The sequence below is a fragment of the Arthrobacter sp. D1-17 genome, assembly GCF_054130535.1.
In genome coordinates this window covers 2,391,698-2,410,984 of record NZ_CP096382.1, presented here as the reverse complement: position 1 = coordinate 2,410,984, position 19,287 = coordinate 2,391,698, and the positions used below count along the sequence as shown (strand labels likewise).

The following is a 19,287-nucleotide window of genomic DNA, read 5'->3' as shown; positions in this document are numbered from 1 at the left end:
GGGCCGATGCCTCCTGCCCCTGCGGGGTATGTCCGTCTTCCCGTAGTGCCCGTCAATGATGGCAATGCCGCTGAGGCGCCCACGCTCCCACCCACATGGGGGCAGAAGGCTAGATCAGGATTTCCCGATGGCGGGTGCCTGGTCCGGTGCCGGGGTGATGGTGTGGGGACGGTCGCCAGGGCAATGACCGCCAGCAGGGCAGCGGCGCCAAGACGTAGAAGCCCCAAGGGTAGGCGATCCCGGCGGCCACGAGAGCTCCGGTGACGGCCGGGCCCATGATGGCCCCCAAACGTCCGACACCGGCCGCGAAGCCGGATTGTCTAAAAGGCACGAATAGTTCGAAATCGAATATGCACTAGTACCAGTAGGCAGTCGCCGAGGACAGGGGAGTTGCCCCTGGTCAGGACAGGCGCGCTATGCTTCGGCGGCTGGGTCGGGCGAGGGTGCCGTCGGAGAAGAGCTCAGGGGTGGTTTCCTGGATTCGCTGGACGTCCTCGAAGACGCCGCGCAGGTGCAGGCGCAGCGAGCTGTCGGCTTCATCGAGGTTGTTTGTTTCCAGGGCATCCACTACTGCGGTGTGTTGTTGGATCAGTGTTGCTATGGGCCTGGTGTCCAGCAGGCTTAGGCGCCGTGCGCGGTCAAGGTGTGCCTTGGCGGAGTTGACTGCAGCCCAGGCGGACTCGTGCCCGGCAAGCCGGAGGAGTTCGCGGTGGAATTCTTCGTCGAGACGGAAAAACTCCTCGACGTCTTTTTGTGCATTGGCTTCCGTCTGGCTTTTGAGTATCAGCCGGAGCCTGGTAACGCCTTCGTCTTCCACGGTCAGGTCCCGCAGGGAGGCGCATTCGATGGCCTCCCGCACGAACTGGGCTTCCGAGACGCGGCCAAGATCCACCAGAGAGACGAAGGAGCCAATCTGGGGGAAGACTTGGATCAGGCCCTCTTCCCGAAGCAGGATCAGGCTTTCGCGGACCGGCGTCCGGCTCACGCCCAGTTCCTGAGCCAGTTCGTTCTCAGAGAGCGGCTGGCCGGGGGGCAGCTGGAGGGAGATGATGCGGCGGCGGATCGTCTCCAGCGTTTGGTCCCTCACGGACAGCCGTGGGGCCGTGCCTCTTTTCTCGGTTGCCATACAACCATTCTAAAGGGTTGACACACTAGAATGGTACTGCTTGTATGGTAGTAGCAAACGGGGTGCTGCCGGTCACAACTGGTCCTCCGCCCGGCTTCATCCGTTCACTCTCCCCTTCGTTTTTCATCGCCCTGCAAAGGAGCATTAGATGACTAAGAGCATCTCGCCGCCCGTTACCAAGCCGGAAGCAAAGCCGACCCGTGAATTGGCCAAGGTGGCAGTTTCCGGTTGGCTGGGAACTGCCATGGAATTCATGGATTTCCAGCTGTATTCGCTGGCAGCAGCCATCGTGTTCAACAGACTCTTTTTCCCGGACGTCAGCCCGGTGATCGGCCTCATCGCGGCGATGGCAACCTACGGCGTTGGTTATGTTGCCCGTCTTGCGGGTGCCGTTTACTTCGGCCGCATGGGCGACAGGATTGGCCGCAAGAAGGTCCTGTTCATCACGATCGCCCTGATGGGCGCTTCCACCACACTGATCGGTGTTCTCCCCACCTACGCGATGATCGGTATCTGGGCTCCCATCCTGCTGGTGGCATTGCGCCTGGCCCAGGGTTTCGGCGCCGGTGCAGAAATCGCCGGCGCAACCGTGATGCTGGCTGAGTTCGCTCCTGCCCGCCGGCGTGGCCTGATCTCCTCCCTCGTGTGCCTGGGTACGAACTCCGGTACCCTCGCCGCCTCTGCCATCTGGGCAATCCTCGTTTCCACCCTGTCGGAAGAGGACCTGCTCAGCTGGGGCTGGCGCATCCCGTTCCTGTTCAGCTTCGTGCTGATGCTCTTCGCAGTGTGGGTCCGCCACCACGTCAAGGAAAGCCCCGTCTTCGAAGAGCGTGCCGACGTCGTGGACGGCGTGGCACTGTCCAAGCGGGAAATCGCCGCAGCCGAGGAATTGGCTAAGACCAGCACCATCGAAGCTGCCCTGCACCAGCGCAAGGGCAAGGCCTTTCTGATCGCACTCGGCCTGCGCTTCGGCCAGGCAGGCAACTCCGGCCTGATCCAGACCTTCCTCATCGGTTACCTCGCCACCGTCCTCCTCGTCGACAAGAGCGTGGGCACCACCGCCATCATGTACGGCTCACTGCTGGGCTTCATCACGATCCCGGTCATGGGCATGCTCGGTGACCGCTTCGGCCGGCGTCCGCTCTACCTTGCGCTGAGCGCCCTCACCGCACTGTTCGCGATCCCCATGTTGATGATGGTCACCAGTGGAAACACCGTCCTCATCACCGTCGCCATGGTCATCGGCCTGAACCTGGGCGTGCTTAGCCTCTTCGCCATGGAGAGTGTCACCATGGCTGAGTTCTTCGGTGCCCGGACCCGCTTCACCCAGCTCGCCCTGGCCAAGGAAATTGGTGGCATCCTTGCCACCGCCATCGGCCCGCTGCTGGCCGCTACCCTCACCGCAATCACGGGTCACTGGTGGCCGTTGGCCGCGATGCTCATCGCCTACTCGCTGATTACCCTCATCTCGGCCTTCGTGGGTCCCGAGGTTCGTGGCCGCGACATGGTCCGTCTGGAAGACGCAGTATGAAAGCCGTTGTAGTCCATGGCGCCAATGACCTTCGGATCGACGAACGGCCGGAGCCTGTAGCGGGTCCCGGAGAGGTAGTGCTCGACATTGAATGGGGCGGTATCTGCGGATCCGACCTTTCGTACTGGCGCCACGGCGCGTCGGGGACGGCGGCGCTGAAGTCACCGCTCGTCCTCGGTCACGAGGTGGCAGGACGGATCGCCCAGTTGGGCGACGGCGTGAAGAACCTTGAGGTTGGCCAGCCGGTCACCGTCCACCCCGCAGAACTGGTGGGGGACGGGGTCTTGCCGGACCGCCTGGCCGGGCGCACCAACCTGTACCCGCAAATCCGCTACTTCGGATCCGCTGCCTTTGATCCGCACACTGACGGCGGCTTCAGCGAACGGAAGCTCGCCAAGGCTTCCCAGATCCGGGTGCTTCCCGACGGAGTGGACACGCTCCGCGGAGCCTTGGCCGAACCGCTCGCCGTTGCAATGCATGCAGTCAGCCGTGCCGGTGACCTTACCGGCCGTGATGTCCTGGTCAACGGTGCCGGGCCCATCGGTTCCCTGGTGGTGGCAGCGGCAAAGTACGCCGGCGCCAGGACCGTCATCGCCGCTGACATCAACGACGCGGCGCTGAAGATCGCCAAAGCCATGGGCGCCGATGAGGTCCGGAACGTTTCCGCCGGTGGAAGCCTCCCCGAGGACATGGAGCTGGTGTTCGAAGCGTCCGGCATTCCGGCAGTGCTGGGCGGCGTTCTCCGCGCCACGGCACGTGGCGGCACCCTGGTCCAGGTCGGGAACCTTCCGGGCGCTCCGGCACCGGCCGCCCTGGGCGACCTGGTCACGCGCGAGATCACCTGGATTGGCTCCTACCGCTTCGCGGACGAGATCAGTGACGCCCTCCGCGCCATGGCCGAAGGTCTGGACGTATCCCCGGTCATCACGCACAAGTTCGGGATCGACCAGGCAGCCGAAGCCATGAGGGTTTTCGGAGATCCTGCCGCCGGCAGCAGCAAAGTCATGCTCAAGCTCAGCTGAGCCACAGCTGACAGTTCCGTTCAATACCACTTCTCCACCCTCAACATCCAAAGGACCAACCAGTGAAGATCACCGACGCACGGGTAGTGGTTTCGTCGCCAGGACGGAATTACGTCACCCTCGTTATCGAAACCGAGGACGGCATCACCGGCATCGGCGACGCCACGCTCAACGGCCGTGAGATGGCGGTCGCATCCTACCTGTCCGAGCACTTGTGCCCGATGCTGATTGGCCGCGATGCGCGTCGGATTGAGGACGCGTGGCAGTACTTCTACAAGGGGGCTTACTGGCGCCGCGGGCCGGTGACCATGACGGCGATCGCCGCCATTGATGTCGCGCTTTGGGACATCAAGGGTAAGGCAGCGGGCATGCCCGTCTACGAGCTGTTGGGCGGTGCGGCCCGCGAGGGTGTCATGGTCTACGGCCACGCCAGTGGCTCCACGCTGCAGGACCTCAGCGCCGACTTCCAGCACCACCTGGACCTCGGCTACAAGGCCATCCGGGTCCAGGCAGCGGTGCCCGGCCTGGACAAAACCTACGGCATTGCGCCGGTGGACGGGAAGCTGTACGAGCCTGCTAGCGGCAACGTCCCGCAGGAGGACACCTGGGAGACGTCGGCGTACCTGGACTTCGCACCCAGGATGATGGCGCACGTCCGTGAGGAATTCGGCTACTCCACCCATGTCCTGCACGACGTGCACCACCGCCTCTCCCCGATCGAGGCAGGGCGGCTGGGCGCCTCGCTGGAGCAGTACCGGCCGTTCTGGATCGAGGATCCCACGCCGGCGGAGGACCAGTCAGCGTTCCGCCTGATCCGCCAGCACACTACTACACCCATCGCAGTGGGTGAGGTATTCAACTCCATCTGGGACTGCCAGCAGCTGATCACCGAACGGCTGATCGACTACATCCGCACCTCCGTTTCACACTCCGGCGGCATCACGCACCTGCGCCGGATCTTCTCACTGGCGGATCTGTACGGTGTCCGTTCGGGCTCCCACGGTGCGGGCGATCTTTCCCCTGCTTCGTTCGCTGCGGCGCTGCACGTGGATATGAGCATCCCGAACTTCGGCATCCAGGAGTACATGGGCCACCGGGAACCGGCCAACGAAGTGTTCACCACGTCCTACACCTTCACCGACGGCTACATGCACCCCGGAGACGCCCCCGGCATCGGCGTGGAGTTCAACGAGGAAGCCGCCGCCCGCTTCCCCTTCAACCCCAAATACCTGCCCATCAACCGGCGGCTCGATGGATCGGTGCACGACTGGTGAACCCCTCAACAATGCATATCGAGAACCAGCCGTTCGACGTCGTCGTGATGGGCGAGATCCTCGTCGAAGTGGCAACAGACGTGGCCTTTGGGCACGGCGTGCCCGCCCAGCTCGGCATCTCCGGAGACGCCCTGAACGTCGCCGCGGCCGCTGCTGCAGCCGGCGCCCGCGTGGGCCTGCTGTCGGTCCTTACCGACGACGATCTCGGCAAGGCGATCGCCGCCCGGATCGTCGAACTCGGCATTTCCCCCGACCTCCTGAAGTTCCGGCAAGGACAGCAGGGCGTCTACCTGGTGCACTGCGACCCCAATGGGCAGCGCGAGTTCTCCTACGCCCGCAGCGGCAGTGTGGGTTCCAGCCTTGGCCCCGACGACGTCGACCCCGCAGTGTTCTCGGCCGCGGGCGCAGTAGTTGCGGGCGGGATCGCGTGCGCCATCTCGGAATCTTCCCGGGCTGCAGTGCTGAAGGCTGCGGCGCTTGCCAAACGCTTCGTGTTCGATCCCAACTTCCGCCCCCGCCTCACGTCAGCAGAGGATGCGGCGGCAGTGCTCCTCCAGCTCGCACCGCGGACTTTCCTGGCGACGCCGTCCTTTCCGGGCGAAACATCTGCACTGCTGAGCTGTTCCACAGCGAGGGAGGCAGCAGCAAAACTGCGCAGCCTGGGCGCAGCGAACGTAGCCGTGACGTGCGGAGCCGAGGGCATCCAGCTTGAAGGCGAAGACCAGGACAGCACGTGGATCGACTCGATCCCCGCCCCCGCCGTCGTGGACCAGACCGGGGCAGGGGACGCATTCGTGGGCACGCTGACCGCGCGGATGGTCCTCGGTGACGCCCTCTCCGTTGCTGCCCGGTACGGCGCGGCGGCGGCGTCCCTTGTTGTCGGCGGCAAGGGTGGGACAGGATTCATCCCCACCTTCGAACAGACCCGTACCCATGCTGCCGGATCCGCCGAAGGAGCACTGTCATCACACGCCTAAGCGCAGCCTCCCTCGCCAGCGGCAAACACCAGGGGAAGGTGCCTGCCAGCACCTTCCGGCCCGGCATTGTGCACTTAGGCCTTGGCGCCTTTGCCCGGGCCCACACTGCCGTGTTCACTGAAAACGCCATGCTCGCCACCGGCGCGTCCGGCTGGGGAATCGTTGGGGTGACCCAGCGCTCAGACACAGTCGCACGCCAACTGGCGCCTCAGGACGGGCTGTTCACCGTTGCCGAGCGTGGCATCGGCGCCGCGCCGCTCCGCGTTGTTTCCAGCATCGTGGAAGCCATCTCCGGCAGGGACAACCCGGGAACTGTCGTGGACCGGATCGCCGCACCCACCACGCACGTGGTGACACTGACCATCACCGAAAAGGGCTACCGGATAGATCCCCACACCGGATCGCTCAACACCACAGATGAACAGGTGCAGGCCGACCTTGCCGGGCACCCGCCCCTGACGGCGATCGGGCAGCTTACCCGGGGAATCCAGGAGCGTGCCCGCAACGGGGGAGGGCCCCTCACCGTCGTCTCCTGCGACAACCTCCCGGGCAACGGGGAGCTGACCGGAAACCTGGTCCGCGGCTTTGCCAGAGCCCTCCCCAATGCGGAAGCAGGGCCGCTGCTGGCATGGCTGGATGCAAACGTGACGTTTCCCAGCACCATGGTGGACCGCATGGTCCCGGCCACCACCAGCGCCGACCTTAACGCCGTCGAACTCGAACTCGGGCTGCGCGACGAAGCCGCCGTGGTGGCGGAACCCTTCATGCAATGGGTCATTGAGGATAACTTTGCCGGGGACCGACCAGCCTGGGAGGAAGCCGGCGCGCTGTTCAGCAACGACGTCGCCGCCTGGGAAGCTGCAAAGTTGCGACTGCTCAACGCCAGCCACTCGCTGCTCGCCTACCTCGGTCTTGCCACGGGCATAAAGACCATCAGTGACGCCGTGAGGGAGGACTCCTTCCGCACAGCATGCCGACTGATGCTCGCCGAGGACGCCCTCCCCACCGTCAGCCTGCCTGACGGCCTGGACGGTGAAACCTACTGCTCCGAGATCCTGGAACGTTTCGCGAACCCCGCCCTGGGACACACCACGGCCAAGGTGGGAAGTGACGGCTCCCAGAAAATCGGCCTGCGCCTACTGACCACAATCCGCGCCAACCTTGATGCCGGCCGCGCGCCCCGGTGGGCTGCCCTCGCTGTCGCCGCATGGATGCACCACGTGGCCTCCACCGGCACAAAGGAGCTGAATGACCCACTTGCCGCCGAGCTCCAAGCCGTGCTTCCCGCCAACCGGACAGCGGACAATGTCATTCCGGCGCTCCTTAACTGCCGCAGCATCTTCGACGCCGAACTCGCCGCAGACAGCACCTTCGCAGGGCTCCTCATGCACTGGTACCGCATCATTGATACCCAAGGCCTGGACGGCCTAAGAAACGAGATCAACCATGGCTAATGCCACCAGCGTCCTGCACATCTCACCGGTCATTCCGGTGGTAACCATTAATGACCCGCAACATGCCGTTCCCCTTGCCAAGGCCCTGGTCGCCGGCGGCGTCAGCATCATCGAGCTCACGCTCCGCACCGAAAGTGCGCTTACGTCACTAAAGCTCATCGCCAACGAGGTGCCCGACATCCTCGTCGGGGCAGGCACAGTACTGACCCCCGGCCAGGCGGACGCGGCAGTCGCCGCCGGAGCGCAGTTCCTCGTCAGCCCCGGCGTGACGCCGTCCCTGCTGGACCACATGCTGACCCTCGGCATCCCTGTCCTGCCCGGCGTAGCCACAGTGGGCGAGGCAATGGCAGTGCTCGAGCGCGGGCTGGACACCCTAAAGTTCTTCCCAGCAGGACCAGCCGGTGGCCCCGACTATCTCGCCGCCATCGGAGCTCCCATCCCACAGGTCCAATTCTGCCCCACCGGAGGAATCAGCCTCGCTTCCGCACCGGCCTACCTTGCGCTGCCCAACGTATCCTGCGTCGGCGGCAGCTGGATCACCCCCCGCAGCGCCATCGAAAACCAGAACTGGCACCAAATCACCCAGCTCGCCGAAGGGGCTGCCGCACTACGCATAGAGTGATCCGGTGCCGCTTCGCGTCAGTGGCTAACCATGACTCCCGGACCGCTCCAGGGCTCGACTTCAAGACTTGAAGTCCGGTTCAGGGCCGTCGGCTTCATGGGCTTATCCTGCCTTGCTGGCCGTCCTGCCTTCAGCGTTACCCCGATTACAGCTGTCGGCAGGATAGCCTGCCTCTCCGCACTGGAGCCTGAAAACAATTCCGACTATTCCTGGCGCACAGGTAAGGATTCGTCAAACGTGCAACGGTCTTTTGCCGTTGCAAGTAGACCGCAACGGGTCAGTTTTGGCGAGTGCCCTAGCTGGACAAGCCCCTGGCCGTGCCGATTCTCCGGGCTTTCGCAGTTCGGGCCCAGGTACACACGAGGCCACAAGGCGGTTTGATCTGACACGCCGCGCTCTTCGGTACCAGCCGCGGACGTAGACACGCTGTTAGCTGCTAAATCTGCCGGTCCTCTGCTATCTGCTTTCTTGCAGGCGCCAGACGAGAGCGCCGGTGGTGCGTGTGAATAGTTTGCGTCCTGCCCCGGAGTCCAGGTGCAGCCAGAGGATTAGACCGTCTTCAGTTACAGCGTCAACGCGACCGGATATTTCAGGTTCGTCGTCTTGGACGATGGCAACTTTTTCTCCGGATGTGAGCATGGTCCAGTCCCGGATGTAGACGGCATCACTGGGAGGTAAGAATTTCAAGTGTCTAACTTCCGCAGTGCGTGGTGGACGTAGCAGGGGTCTCCCTCGGGCCATGATCGTCCTCCCTAATTGTCTGTAAACGGCCGGGTCGGAAAGGTTTATACGTCCTGGTTTTGAAGCGGAGTGTGCCTTGCAGGGGAAATCAGGAAGAAGGCATCGAACAGCCCCGCAGGTTGACCTCACGGGGCTGGTCGGTCTAGCTCGCGTAGGGGTCGGCGATGCCGATGTATTGGGTGGTGGTGTATTCGGCGATGCCTTCTGATCCGCCTTCGCGGCCGAGGCCGGATTGTTTGACGCCGCCGAAGGGTGCTGCGGCGTTGGAGATGACGCCGGCGTTGAACCCGACCATGCCGAATTCGATCTGTTCGGCCACACGCAGGAGGCGGTTGAGGTCGCGGCTGTAGAGGTAGGACGCGAGGCCGTATTCGCTGGCGTTGGCCAGGCGAATGGCGTCCTCTTCAGTGGCGAAGGTGGTGACGGGGGCGACGGGGCCGAAGATTTCTTGGCCCAGGATTGCTGCGTCGTTGGGAACTCCACCGAGGACGGTGGGCTGGTAGAAGTAGCCGGGCCCGTCCACGGGTGCTCCGCCGGTGATGGCGGTGGCCCCGGCGTCGACGGCGGCATTCACCAGGGCGTGCACATCATCCCTGGCGCCGGCGTCAATGAGCGGGCCGACCTGGGTGGCGGGGTCAGTGCCGCGGCCGGTGGTCAGGGCGCCCATCGCGGCGGCAAACTTCCGGGTGAACTCCTGCGCGACGGATTCCTGGACAAGGAACCGGTTGGCCGCGGTGCAGGCTTCGCCCATGTTCCGCATCTTCGCGGCCATGGCACCTTCGACGGCGGCGTCCAGGTCCGCGTCCTCGAACACGATGAACGGCGCGTTACCGCCGAGTTCCATGGAGGTGCGGAGGACGTTTTGGGCCGCATCGGCCATTAGGCGTTTGCCCACCGGGGTTGAGCCGGTGAAGGAGACCTTCCGGAGCCGGGAGTCCTTCAGCAGGGGTCCGGAGATACCGGAGGCCTTAGAGGTCGAAACGACGTTGAGGACTCCGGCAGGCAGGCCGGCTTCCATCATGGTCTGCGCAAACAACTGGGAAGTCAGTGGGGTGAGGTTGGCGGGCTTGAGGACCATGGTGCACCCGGCTGCGACGGCGGGGGCGACCTTGCGGGTGGCCATCGCCAGCGGGAAGTTCCACGGGGTAATGAGCAGGCAGGGCCCGACGGGTTTGTGCTGGACCAAAATTTTGTTCTTGCCCTCGGGGGTGGTGAGGTAGCGGCCGTAGTCCCGGACGGTTTCTTCGGAGAACCAGCGCAGGAACTCGGCACCATAGGTGACTTCACCGCGGGCCTCGGCCAGCGGCTTGCCCATCTCCAAGGTCATGAGCAAAGCGAAGTCTTCGGCGCGTTCGGTGACCAGGTCGAAGGCGCGACGCAGGATCTCGGCCCGCACCCGCGGGGCGGTCCGCGCCCAGGATGCCTGGACCGCGTCAGCCGCATCAAGCGCCGCCACGGCGTCTTCGCTGGTGGCCGAGGCGAGGGTGGCGAGCACCTTTCCGGTGGCGGGGTCATGGACGTCGAAGGTGCCGCCGTCGGAGGCGTCCCGCCACTCGCCATTAATGAGCAGGCCAGTGGGCACGGAAGCGAGGAGGGACGCTTCCCGTTCCTGTGAGATGGCAGGGGAAGTTAAGGGCGAAGTGGTCATGCGGGGTCTCCTCAAAAGTAGGTGGGGCCGGGGGTTGAGCCTGACGGGTCAGAGGTTCCGACAGGCCCAACCGCCGGGGCTAGTAGCTGGCAGGAGTATCGCCGCCAGTGGGCTGTATGTATTGCGCGGCGAGGGCTTCGGACCCGCGGGCCAGGAGGGCCACGTCGGCGCCGACCAGAATGAAGGTGGCGCCGTTAGCCAGGTAGTGCCGGGCGGTATCGGGGTTGAAGGCATTCACGCCGGCCGGCTTGCCGGCCGCCTTGGCCGCGGACAGGCAGTGTTCGACGGCGGCGCGCACCTCGGGGTGGTCCTGCTGGCCCAGCAGGCCCATGGACGCAGCCAGGTCGGAGGGGCCGACGAAGACGGCGTCCACGCCGTCGACCTTGACGATGTCCTCCACCGCGTCCACTGCCGCCGTCGATTCAATCTGGACGGTGACGCTGATGGTCTCATTGGCCCGCCCCAGGTAGTCCGGCACCCGGTTCCACCGTGCCGCGCGGGCCAGCGCCGACCCAACCCCTCGGACACCCTCGGGCGGGTAACGCGTGGCGGCCACTGCAGCCTCCGCTTCGGCTACCGAATTGACCATCGGGATGAGCAGGTTCTGCACGCCCAGGTCCAGGTATTGCTTGATCACCACGGTGTCGTTCACTGGCGGGCGGACCAGGGTGTGGACGGGGTAGCCATAGGTGGCCTGAAGCTGGGCGAGGATGGATTCGAGCCCGTTGGGGCTGTGCTCCGCGTCCACCAGGAGCCAGTCCAGCCCGGAACCCGCGCAGAGCTCAGCGATCAGCGGGCTGCCGGAGCACACCCACATCCCGGCCAGCGGACGGTTCGCGGCGGCGAGGGCATCGCGGAAGGTGTGTTCTATACGAAACGGCATGTGACACTCCCCAGGGGTCCATAGTCGGCGTGGACGGTGTCGCCTTTGTAGACCCAGAGCGGGCGGGTGAAGGAGCCGGCGAGGATGATGTCCCCGGCCTTCATGCTGTCGCCGTGGGAGGCGATCTTGTTGGCGAGCCAGTGGACGCCGTTGGCCGGGTGGTCCAGGACTCCGGCGGCCACGCCGGTTTCCTCCACGGTCTGGTTCTTGTAGAGGATGGCCGAGACCCAGCGGAGATCGACGGCGTCCGGCTTCACCGGGCGGCCGCCCACCACCATGGCGCCCATGGCGGCGTTGTCGGAGATGGTGTCCACGATGGTCCGGCCCTCCATCTCGATCCGGGAATCGAGGATTTCCAGGGCCGGAACCACGTAGTCCGTGGCGTTCAGGACGTCGAAGATGCTGCAGCCCGGGCCCTTGAGCCCCTCTTTCAGGACAAACGCCAGCTCCACCTCCACGCGCGGATGGGTGTACTGGTCCCACTCCACCGAGCAGCCTGTTTCCAGCACCATGTCATCGAAGATGGCCCCGTAATCCGGTTCGGTGATGCCGGTGGCGTCCTGCATGGCCTTGGACGTGAGGCCGATCTTCCGCCCCACCAGGGTCCGGCCGGCGTCCTCGTTGCGGCGCCGCCACAACTGCTGCACGGCATAGGAGTCCTCCACCGTCATCTCCGGATACCGGGCAGTCAAGCGGGGAATGGGGGTGCGGGTCCGGCCGGCCTCGACCAGTTCGTCGGTGATGGCCTCAATCGTCTTGGCATCCAGCATTATGCGCTCCTCAGGGTGGTGCAGGTCGTTCAGTTGTGAGGGCAGCCGGTCCCGCTGTTGCGATACGGAACCGGCTGCCCGGTCAGTGCTAGAGCTGCGCGCCGAGCTTGAAGCCCTCAGCCCCGGCTGCTTCGCTGGGTCGGGTGTAGGAGAAGCCGTCGGCTCCGACGGTGACGGCCATTTCGCTCTTTTCCTCGCGTTCGATCACTGGTTGGGGGTTGCCGTCCAGGTCCAGGACCAGGGAGGCCTCGGTGTACCAGGACGGGACCACGGGGTTGCCCCACCAGTCGCGGCGCTGGTTGTCGTGGACGTCCCAGGTGATGGTGGGGTTGTCCGGGTCGCCGGTGTAGTAGTCCTGGGTGTAGATCTCGATGCGGTGGCCGTCCGGGTCCAGGATGTAGAGGTAGAACGCGTTGGACACGCCGTGCCGGCCGGGGCCGCGCTCGATCCGGTCGCTGATGCGCAGGGCGCCCATCTTGTCGCAGATCTGGATGATGTTGTGCTTCTCGTGGGTGGCGAACGCGACGTGGTGCATGCGCGGGCCGTTGCCGCCGGTCAGGGCGGTGTCGTGGACCGTCTGCTTGCGGTGCATCCACGCGGCGTACGTGACGCCGTCGGAGTCCTTGATGTCTTCGGAGACGCGGAAGCCCAGGTCCTCGAGGTACGCCCGGCCGCGGGGAACGTCCGGGGTGACCTGGTTGAAGTGGTCCAGGCGCACCAGCTCACCGGCGGAATAGAGGTCGTAGCGCTGGGTGAGGCGCTCCACGTGCTCGGTCTCGTAGAAGAACTCGTAGGGAAAGCCCAGCGGGTCCTCGACGCGGACGGAGTCCCCGATGCCCTTGGTGAAGCCTTCCTTGCGGCGCTCGGTCCGGCACCCCAGTTCCTTGTAATAGGCCTCGGCGGCGTCCACCTCGGCGGGAGACTTCACCCGGTAGGCGAACGCTGCCACGGCGGCGATGGGGCCCTGGCGCAGGACCAGGTTGTGGTGGATGAACTCCTCAAGGGAGCGCAGGTAGATGGTGTTTTCATCTTCCTCGGTGACGTGCAGGCCCAGGACATCGACGTAGAACGCCCGCGATTTGGCGAGGTCCGTGACCACGATCTCCATGTAGGCGCAGCGCACGATATCCGGGGCAGGAACGGTGGGAGTGGGAACGAAGTTGGTCATGATGGTCTCTCTTCTTCGAAAGTTTGTTGGGGATTAGCTGTCGCTGGTTGCTGCCGAGTCTTCGACGTTGCCGAACTTCGGGGAGTGGGCCTCGTTAAGGGTGATCTGTACCGATTGCTGGGTGGTGTAGAAGTCGACTGAGCGGTACCCGCCCTCGCGGCCCAGGCCCGAGGCCTTCACGCCGCCGAACGGGGTGCGCAGGTCGCGGACGTTGTTCGAGTTCAGCCACACCATGCCCGCCTCAATAGCGTGTGCGAAGTTGTGCGCACGCTTCAGGCTCGTCGTCCAGACATAGGCAGCGAGGCCGTATTTGGTGTTGTTCGCGAGCTCGAGGGCCTCTTCGTCCGTGTCAAAGGGGGTGATCGCGACGACGGGACCGAAGATTTCCTCCTGGAAGATCCGGGCGTCGGGGGCGACGTCGGCGAACACGGTCGGTGCAACGTAGTTGCCCTCCGGGAGGCCTTCCGGCCGTCCGCCGCCGGCCAGGAGCCGGCCCTCGGTCTTGCCGATCTCGATGTAGCTCATGACCTTGTCGAAGTGGTTCGGGTGCACGAGCGAGCCGACCTCGGTTGCAGGATCGCTCGGGAGACCCACCTTGATGTTCTTCGCGCGCTCGGCGAACCGGGCTACGAAGTCGTCGTAGATGTCGCGCTGCACGAGCACCCGGGACCCAGCGGTGCAACGCTCACCGTTCAGGCTGAAGACACCGAAGACCGTGGCATCGAGGGCGGCCTCGATGTCAGCGTCGGCGAAGACGACGGCCGGGCTCTTGCCACCGAGCTCGAGCGAGAGGCTCTTGAACTGGGGGGCGGCCGCGGTTGAGATCGTGGCACCGGTTGAGCTGTCACCCGTGAAAGAGACGATCGGCACGTCGGGGTGCTTGACGAGGTAGTCACCGGCGACGCCGCCGGATCCAAAGATCAGGTTGAAGACCCCGTCGGGCAGGCCTGCTTCGCGGAAGATCTCGGGCCACAGCACGGCCGAGAGCGGGGTGTAGCTGGCCGGCTTCATAACCACGGTATTGCCCGTTGCGATGGCCGGGGCGAGCTTCCACGACTCCTGCATAAACGGGACGTTCCAGGGTGTGATGAGGGCGGCGACGCCGATCGGCTTGCGGTTCACGTAGTTGATCTGGCGACCGGGCACCTTGAAGGCGTTGTCCTCCTGCCCGACGATGAGGTCAGCGAAGAAGCGGAAGTTTTCGGCGGCGCGGCGGGCCTGTCCCTTGGCCTGGGTGATGGGCAGGCCGGAGTCGTAGCTCTCGAGGAGGGCGAGTTCGTCGTCGCGTGATTCGACGATGTCGGCGATTTTGTGCAGCACGCGTGAGCGTTCGCGGGGCAGCATCTTGGACCAGGGGCCTTCTTTGAAGGCCCGCTTGGCGGCGGCGACGGCGAGGTCGACGTCTTCCGGCTGGGCTGAGGCGACCGTGGCGTAGTTCTCGTTGGTGACCGGCTCCTGCACGTCGAAGGTCTTGCCGCCTACGGAGTCAACGAACTTGCCGTCGATGAAGTGCTGGAGATGCGTGGGCAGGTTTTCCGGAATGTGGTGGTGGGTGGTTTCTACTGCGGTCGTCATCGTTGAGGTCCTAACTGTGATTCGGGTGCTAGTTGGATTGGGCGAGGTAAGCGTTGAGGGTGGCGGAGCGGTGGAGGCGGGCTGCTTTTTCGATGGTGTCCGCATCGGCGCCGGTTTCGATCAGTTTCAGGAGTGCTTCGTGTTCTTCCACTGAGGCGCGGGCCCTGCCCGGGACAAAACGGAAGGTGGAGGACCGAAGGGAGGCCAGCCGGATCCAGCCGCGGTAGACAAGGTCCAGGATGTGCGGGTTGGGGCAGTGCTCGAACAGCACGCGATGGAAGTCTTGGTTCAACTGGGTGAACCCAACCGGGTCAAAGTGGTCCAGGCACTCGCGCATCTCCTTGTTCACTGCGCGGGCCCGGGCAATTGCCACCGAATCGATCAGGGGAGCGGACAAGGCAGTGGCGGCACCTTCCACGATGCTCAGGGTCTGCATGGTGTAGAGGTATTCGGTGGGATCAATCCCTGCGACGGTGGCGCCGACGTTGCGTTCGAACTTCACCAGGCCTTCGGCCTCGAGGCGGCGGATGGCTTCCCGGACGGGAACCACGCTGAAACCGAGGTCCTTGGCAATGGTGCCGAGGACCAGGCGGTACCCGGGGGTGTAGGTACCTTCCACGATGCGTGCCTTGACCGCTTGGTAGGCCTGTTCGGACTTGCTTCCAGGAGTGGATAACTCGGGCAGGTCGGTCAGCGCTGTCTCAGTCATTGTGGCCTGCTTCCCATTCCTTGTATTTGGCCTGCCATTCCTTATTCATGGGGTAGAGGCCGTCCACGCTGTTACCCTGCTGGACCATCTCGAAGATGAAGGTTTCTTCCTGTTCCTGGGCGATGCAGTCATCCACGAGTTCTTCGGCGATGGCCGGCGGGATGACCAGGATGCCGTCGGAGTCGGCCATGATGATGTCGCCGGGCTGGACGGTGGCGCCGCCGCAGGCGATGGTGATGTCCGTGTCCCACGGGACGTGGCGACGGCCCAACACCGCAGGGTGCGGGTTGGCGAAGTAGGTGGGCATCTCCAGGCCCGCCACGGCGGTGAAGTCCCGGACGCCGCCGTCGGTGATGATGGCAGCCGCACCGCGCACCTGTGCGCGCAGGGCCAGGATGTCACCCACCGTTCCGGTTCCCTTTTCGCCACGGGCCTCCATGACCAGGATTTCGCCCTCGTTCACCGAATCGATGGCACGCTTCTGGGCGTTGAACCCGCCGCCGTGGGTCTTGAACAGATCCTCACGGTTGGGCACATAGCGCAGGGTCCGGGCCAGGCCGACGACGCGGCGGTCGGGGCGTGTGGCTTGCAGCCCGTCAATGCTTACGTTATTAAGGCCGCGCTTCCGCAGCTGGGACGACAGGGTGGCCGTGGCCACGCTTTCCAGCTTCGCCTTCAACTCGGGGGAGAGGGCGGGTGCGGATGCGGGCAGCCCCGCGGCTTCGCGCGAACCGTACGCTTCCTCCCGCTGCAGGTCATCAACCTTGGGCCCGGCACCAAAGTCGGCGAACGGCGTCGTGCCTTCCTCCACGGTGGTGAGAAGGCGACCGGTGGTAAGGCTTCCGTCAGCGGCGCTAACTTCCACCTCAAGCACGTCGCCCGGCTTGGCCACGGAGGCGCCGGCGGGGGTGCCCGTGAGGATGATGTCGCCCTCTTCGAGGGTCAGCAGCTGGGACAGGTCGGCCACCAGACGGGCGAACGGGAAAAGGAGATCCTCCGTAGTGTCGTCCTGCACGAGTTCGTCGTTGTGCCAGGTGCGGATGCGCAGTTTGGCGGGGTCGACGGCGTCTGCCGGAATCAGTGCCGGGCCCACGGGTGTGAAGCCGTCCCCGCCCTTGGACCGGAGGTTCGAACCCTTGTCCGCGTAGCGCAGGTCGTAGACGCCCAGGTCATTGCTGGCGGTGATGGAAGCTACATGGTTCCAGGCGTCCTCGATGCCGATGCTGCGGGCGGCCTTGCCGATGATCAGTGCGATCTCGCCTTTATAGCCGAGGAGTTCACACCCGGCGGGCCGCTCCACGCTGCTGCCGGTCAGGGCGAGGGAACTCGAAGGCTTGAGGAAGTAGGAAGGCTGGGCGGGGGTCCGGCCCCGCTGGGCAGCCCGGCTGGGGTAGTTGATGTGCACAGCGATGACTTTCCGTGCCGCTGCCAAGGTGTCCCCATTGACCTGCTCCAAAACTGTCTCCTCATCAAGTACGAAATCGTATACGAACCAACTATGAAGTGCCTCACTGAATCCGTCAAGCCCGGAATCTGCCGCCACTTTTCGCGCCCTTGTCGCCCCCGTCACATGTGCCGTACAGTAATTGCCTAGTCGTGCGTTTCGCATATAGAACCGCAAATTCTAATATAGAACACCATCGGTGATTCAAAGCCCACAGTGAAGTGAGGAAAGCCCGTGCAGTTCCACCACCACGGTTATGTATCCGGTGACCCGAGGGTCCAGCCCGCCGCCGGCGTCGGTGTCGACCGGCCCGCCGAGCTCCCGGACGAAGTTGACGTACTCATCGTCGGTACCGGCCCCGCCGGAATGCTCGCCGCCGCACAACTCTCGCAGTTCCCGAACGTCACCACCCGCATCATCGAGCGGCGCCCCGGACGGCTCGCCATCGGCCAGGCCGACGGCATCCAGGCCCGCAGCGTGGAAACCTTCCAGGCCTTCGGCTTCGCCGAGCGGATCATCGCCGAGGCCTACGCGATCACCGAGATGGCGTTCTGGAAGCCGGACGTCAACGACCCCTCACGAATCGTCCGCACCGCTCGGACCCCGGATGACCCCGCCGGTATCAGTGAGTTCCCACACCTCATCGTCAACCAGGCCAGGGTGCTGGACTACTTCGCAGAATTCATGGCGAACGCACCCACCCGCATGACGCCGGACTACGGCTACGAGTTCGCGGGACTCGAGGTTGCCGACGAGGGGGAGTACCCGGTTACCGTTACGCTCCTTCACACCTCCGGGCCCAACGAGGGCCAGGAGAAGATCGTCCGGGCCAAGTACGTTGTAGGCGCCGACGGTGCACGCAGCAAGGTACGCCAGGCAATCGGCTGCACCCTCGCCGGCGACGCCGCCAACCACGCCTGGGGCGTCATGGACGCCCTCGCCGTCACCGACTTTCCGGACATCCGCACCAAATGCGCCATCCAGTCAGGTGAGGGCGGCAGCATCCTGCTGATCCCACGCGAAGGCGGGCACCTCTTCCGCATGTACGTGGACCTCGGCGAAGTTGACCCCAACGACAAGGGCGCTGTCCGCAACACCACCATCGAGGAAATCATCGGCAAGGCCAACGAAATCCTCCACCCCTACACCCTGGACGTACGCAACGTTGCCTGGCACAGCGTCTACGAAGTAGGGCACCGGCTCACGGACAGGTTCGACGACGTCCTCCCGCATGAGCGCGGCACCCGCACCCCGCGGGTGTTCATCACCGGCGACGCCTGCCACACCCACAGCGCCAAGGCAGGCCAGGGCATGAACGTCTCCATGCAGGACGGCTTCAACATCGCCTGGAAACTGGGCCATGTGCTGGAGGGCCGAAGCCCCGAAAGCCTGCTGTCGACCTACTCGGCAGAGCGTCAGGTGGTCGCGAAGAACCTGATCGACTTTGATAAAGAGTGGTCCACGCTCATGGCCAAGAAGCCCGAGGAGTTTGAAGACCCCTCAGAGCTAGAGAACTTTTACGTCAGCACGGCGGAGTTCCCGGCCGGATTCATGACCCAGTACGCACCGTCGATGCTGGTGGGCGCGGCTGAGCACCCGGCCCTGGCCTCAGGTTTCCCTGTGGGCAAGCGCTTCAAGTCAGCACCCGTGGTGCGGGTGGCCGACACGAATCCCGTGCAATTGGGTCACCATGCCACGGCGGACGGCCGCTGGCGTATTTATGTTTTCGCCGATTCCGGTGTTCCGCTGGAGGGACGGGCGGCGACCGGGAACGGCGTCCCCTCGGCCACGGAACTGTTTGCCGAGTGGATTTCCAAATCTCCGGAGTCCCCGCTTGCTGCCACGCCGTCAGGTGCTGACCCTGATGCCTGGTTCGACGTCAAAGTGGTTTACCAGCAGGATCACCACAGCGTCGATATCGGTGCCGTCCCCGAAGTCTTCAAGCCGCAGGTAGGCCCGTTCAAACTGACGGACTACGAGAAGGTGTACGGCACGGACCCCAGCGCGGACATCTTCGACCTGCGCGGCGTGGACCGCGGCGGCGTCGTGGTGGTGGTCCGTCCGGACCAGTACGTTGCCAACGTCCTTCCGTTGACGGCGACTGCCGAGCTTGGCGCGTTCTTTGCACCTCTCCTGCACCCGGTGAAGCACCCGTCCTCGCGGCTGCCTGGTGTGCCGAGCGCAGATGCAATCAGCACGCCATCAGTCCCGGTTTAGATCTAACACCCTGAGTCCTGAGCGGCGGTGGTGCAGGCACAACATCTGCACCACTGCCGTTCAGTTCATTCATCCCGGTCCCGCCGGACAAGGCGCCACTGACTCAACCCTCGATCCCCAGGATTC

General features: G+C 64.6%; 15 protein-coding genes. 7 read left to right on the top strand and 8 right to left on the bottom strand.

Features of this window, described 5'->3' with window-relative positions:
- Positions 1-400: 400 nt before the first annotated feature.
- Positions 401-1,126 carry a GntR family transcriptional regulator gene (locus M1E01_RS11150; protein WP_457971677.1) on the bottom strand — a complete coding sequence of 242 codons (726 nt, stop codon included), beginning with the start codon at positions 1,124-1,126 and terminating at the stop codon, positions 401-403.
- Between the two features lie 148 nt (positions 1,127-1,274).
- On the opposite strand from M1E01_RS11150, the gene M1E01_RS11145 reads away from it, so the two are divergent.
- The 6 genes from M1E01_RS11145 (at position 1,275) to eda (ending at position 8,006) form a co-directional block, all read left to right on the top strand.
- Complete coding sequence (locus M1E01_RS11145; RefSeq protein ID WP_457971676.1) at positions 1,275-2,657, top strand: MFS transporter; 1,383 nt, start codon at positions 1,275-1,277, stop codon at positions 2,655-2,657.
- Complete coding sequence (locus M1E01_RS11140; protein ID WP_457971675.1) at positions 2,654-3,679, top strand: L-idonate 5-dehydrogenase; 1,026 nt, start codon at positions 2,654-2,656, stop codon at positions 3,677-3,679. The genes M1E01_RS11145 and M1E01_RS11140 overlap by 4 nt, the downstream gene beginning before the upstream one ends.
- Positions 3,680-3,741: 62 nt before the next feature.
- Positions 3,742-4,953: a D-mannonate dehydratase ManD gene (gene manD / locus M1E01_RS11135; RefSeq protein WP_457971674.1), complete on the top strand. Its 1,212-nt coding sequence runs from the start codon at positions 3,742-3,744 to the stop codon at positions 4,951-4,953.
- Between the two features lie 47 nt (positions 4,954-5,000).
- Positions 5,001-5,930 carry a PfkB family carbohydrate kinase gene (locus tag M1E01_RS11130; RefSeq protein ID WP_457974937.1) on the top strand — a complete coding sequence of 310 codons (930 nt, stop codon included), beginning with the start codon at positions 5,001-5,003 and terminating at the stop codon, positions 5,928-5,930.
- A 38-nt stretch (positions 5,931-5,968) separates the two neighbouring features.
- Complete coding sequence (locus tag M1E01_RS11125) at positions 5,969-7,384, top strand: mannitol dehydrogenase family protein (protein ID WP_457971673.1); 1,416 nt, start codon at positions 5,969-5,971, stop codon at positions 7,382-7,384.
- Positions 7,377-8,006, top strand: coding sequence for a bifunctional 4-hydroxy-2-oxoglutarate aldolase/2-dehydro-3-deoxy-phosphogluconate aldolase (gene eda, locus M1E01_RS11120; RefSeq protein ID WP_457971672.1), 630 nt, complete (start codon positions 7,377-7,379; stop codon positions 8,004-8,006). The genes M1E01_RS11125 and eda overlap by 8 nt, the downstream gene beginning before the upstream one ends.
- 883 nt (positions 8,007-8,889) lie before the next feature.
- On the opposite strand, the gene M1E01_RS11115 is transcribed toward eda, so the two are convergent.
- From M1E01_RS11115 to M1E01_RS11085, 7 genes are all read right to left on the bottom strand, one after another.
- Positions 8,890-10,395 carry an NAD-dependent succinate-semialdehyde dehydrogenase gene (locus tag M1E01_RS11115; protein WP_457971671.1) on the bottom strand — a complete coding sequence of 502 codons (1,506 nt, stop codon included), beginning with the start codon at positions 10,393-10,395 and terminating at the stop codon, positions 8,890-8,892.
- 79 nt (positions 10,396-10,474) lie between these two features.
- On the bottom strand, positions 10,475-11,278 hold the full coding sequence (locus tag M1E01_RS11110; protein WP_457971670.1) for an HpcH/HpaI aldolase family protein: 804 nt from the start codon (positions 11,276-11,278) through the stop codon (positions 10,475-10,477).
- The gene (gene hpaH, locus M1E01_RS11105) at positions 11,263-12,048 is read right to left on the bottom strand and encodes a 2-oxo-hept-4-ene-1,7-dioate hydratase (protein ID WP_457971669.1); all 786 of its coding nucleotides are present in this window, start codon (positions 12,046-12,048) and stop codon (positions 11,263-11,265) included. Before hpaH ends, M1E01_RS11110 begins: the two co-directional genes overlap by 16 nt.
- Positions 12,049-12,136: 88 nt before the next feature.
- Entirely contained in the window at positions 12,137-13,216 is a 1,080-nt protein-coding gene (hpaD, locus tag M1E01_RS11100) for a 3,4-dihydroxyphenylacetate 2,3-dioxygenase (RefSeq protein WP_457971668.1), read from the bottom strand.
- 33 nt (positions 13,217-13,249) lie between these two features.
- Entirely contained in the window at positions 13,250-14,791 is a 1,542-nt protein-coding gene (gene hpaE, locus M1E01_RS11095) for a 5-carboxymethyl-2-hydroxymuconate semialdehyde dehydrogenase (protein ID WP_457971667.1), read from the bottom strand.
- Between the two features lie 28 nt (positions 14,792-14,819).
- A complete protein-coding gene (locus tag M1E01_RS11090) occupies positions 14,820-15,500 on the bottom strand; it encodes a GntR family transcriptional regulator (RefSeq protein ID WP_457971666.1) in 681 nt (226 codons plus the stop codon).
- The gene (locus M1E01_RS11085) at positions 15,493-16,956 is read right to left on the bottom strand and encodes a fumarylacetoacetate hydrolase family protein (protein WP_457971665.1); all 1,464 of its coding nucleotides are present in this window, start codon (positions 16,954-16,956) and stop codon (positions 15,493-15,495) included. Before M1E01_RS11085 ends, M1E01_RS11090 begins: the two co-directional genes overlap by 8 nt.
- Before the next feature lie 222 nt (positions 16,957-17,178).
- Between M1E01_RS11085 and M1E01_RS11080 the strand changes: the two genes are divergently transcribed.
- A complete protein-coding gene (locus M1E01_RS11080) occupies positions 17,179-19,161 on the top strand; it encodes an FAD-binding monooxygenase (protein ID WP_457971664.1) in 1,983 nt (660 codons plus the stop codon).
- The last annotated feature ends 126 nt before the right edge of the window (positions 19,162-19,287 follow it).

Coding starts and splice junctions, on each gene's coding strand:
- M1E01_RS11150 (WP_457971677.1), bottom strand. CDS start 1,126: ATGGCAACCGAGAAAAGAGGCACGGCCCCACGGCTGTCCGTGAGGGAC.
- M1E01_RS11145 (WP_457971676.1), top strand. CDS start 1,275: ATGACTAAGAGCATCTCGCCGCCCGTTACCAAGCCGGAAGCAAAGCCG.
- M1E01_RS11140 (WP_457971675.1), top strand. CDS start 2,654: ATGAAAGCCGTTGTAGTCCATGGCGCCAATGACCTTCGGATCGACGAA.
- M1E01_RS11130 (WP_457974937.1), top strand. CDS start 5,001: ATGGGCGAGATCCTCGTCGAAGTGGCAACAGACGTGGCCTTTGGGCAC.
- eda (WP_457971672.1), top strand. CDS start 7,377: ATGGCTAATGCCACCAGCGTCCTGCACATCTCACCGGTCATTCCGGTG.
- M1E01_RS11115 (WP_457971671.1), bottom strand. CDS start 10,395: ATGACCACTTCGCCCTTAACTTCCCCTGCCATCTCACAGGAACGGGAA.
- M1E01_RS11110 (WP_457971670.1), bottom strand. CDS start 11,278: ATGCCGTTTCGTATAGAACACACCTTCCGCGATGCCCTCGCCGCCGCG.
- hpaH (WP_457971669.1), bottom strand. CDS start 12,048: ATGCTGGATGCCAAGACGATTGAGGCCATCACCGACGAACTGGTCGAG.
- hpaD (WP_457971668.1), bottom strand. CDS start 13,216: ATGACCAACTTCGTTCCCACTCCCACCGTTCCTGCCCCGGATATCGTG.
- hpaE (WP_457971667.1), bottom strand. CDS start 14,791: ATGACGACCGCAGTAGAAACCACCCACCACCACATTCCGGAAAACCTG.
- M1E01_RS11090 (WP_457971666.1), bottom strand. CDS start 15,500: ATGACTGAGACAGCGCTGACCGACCTGCCCGAGTTATCCACTCCTGGA.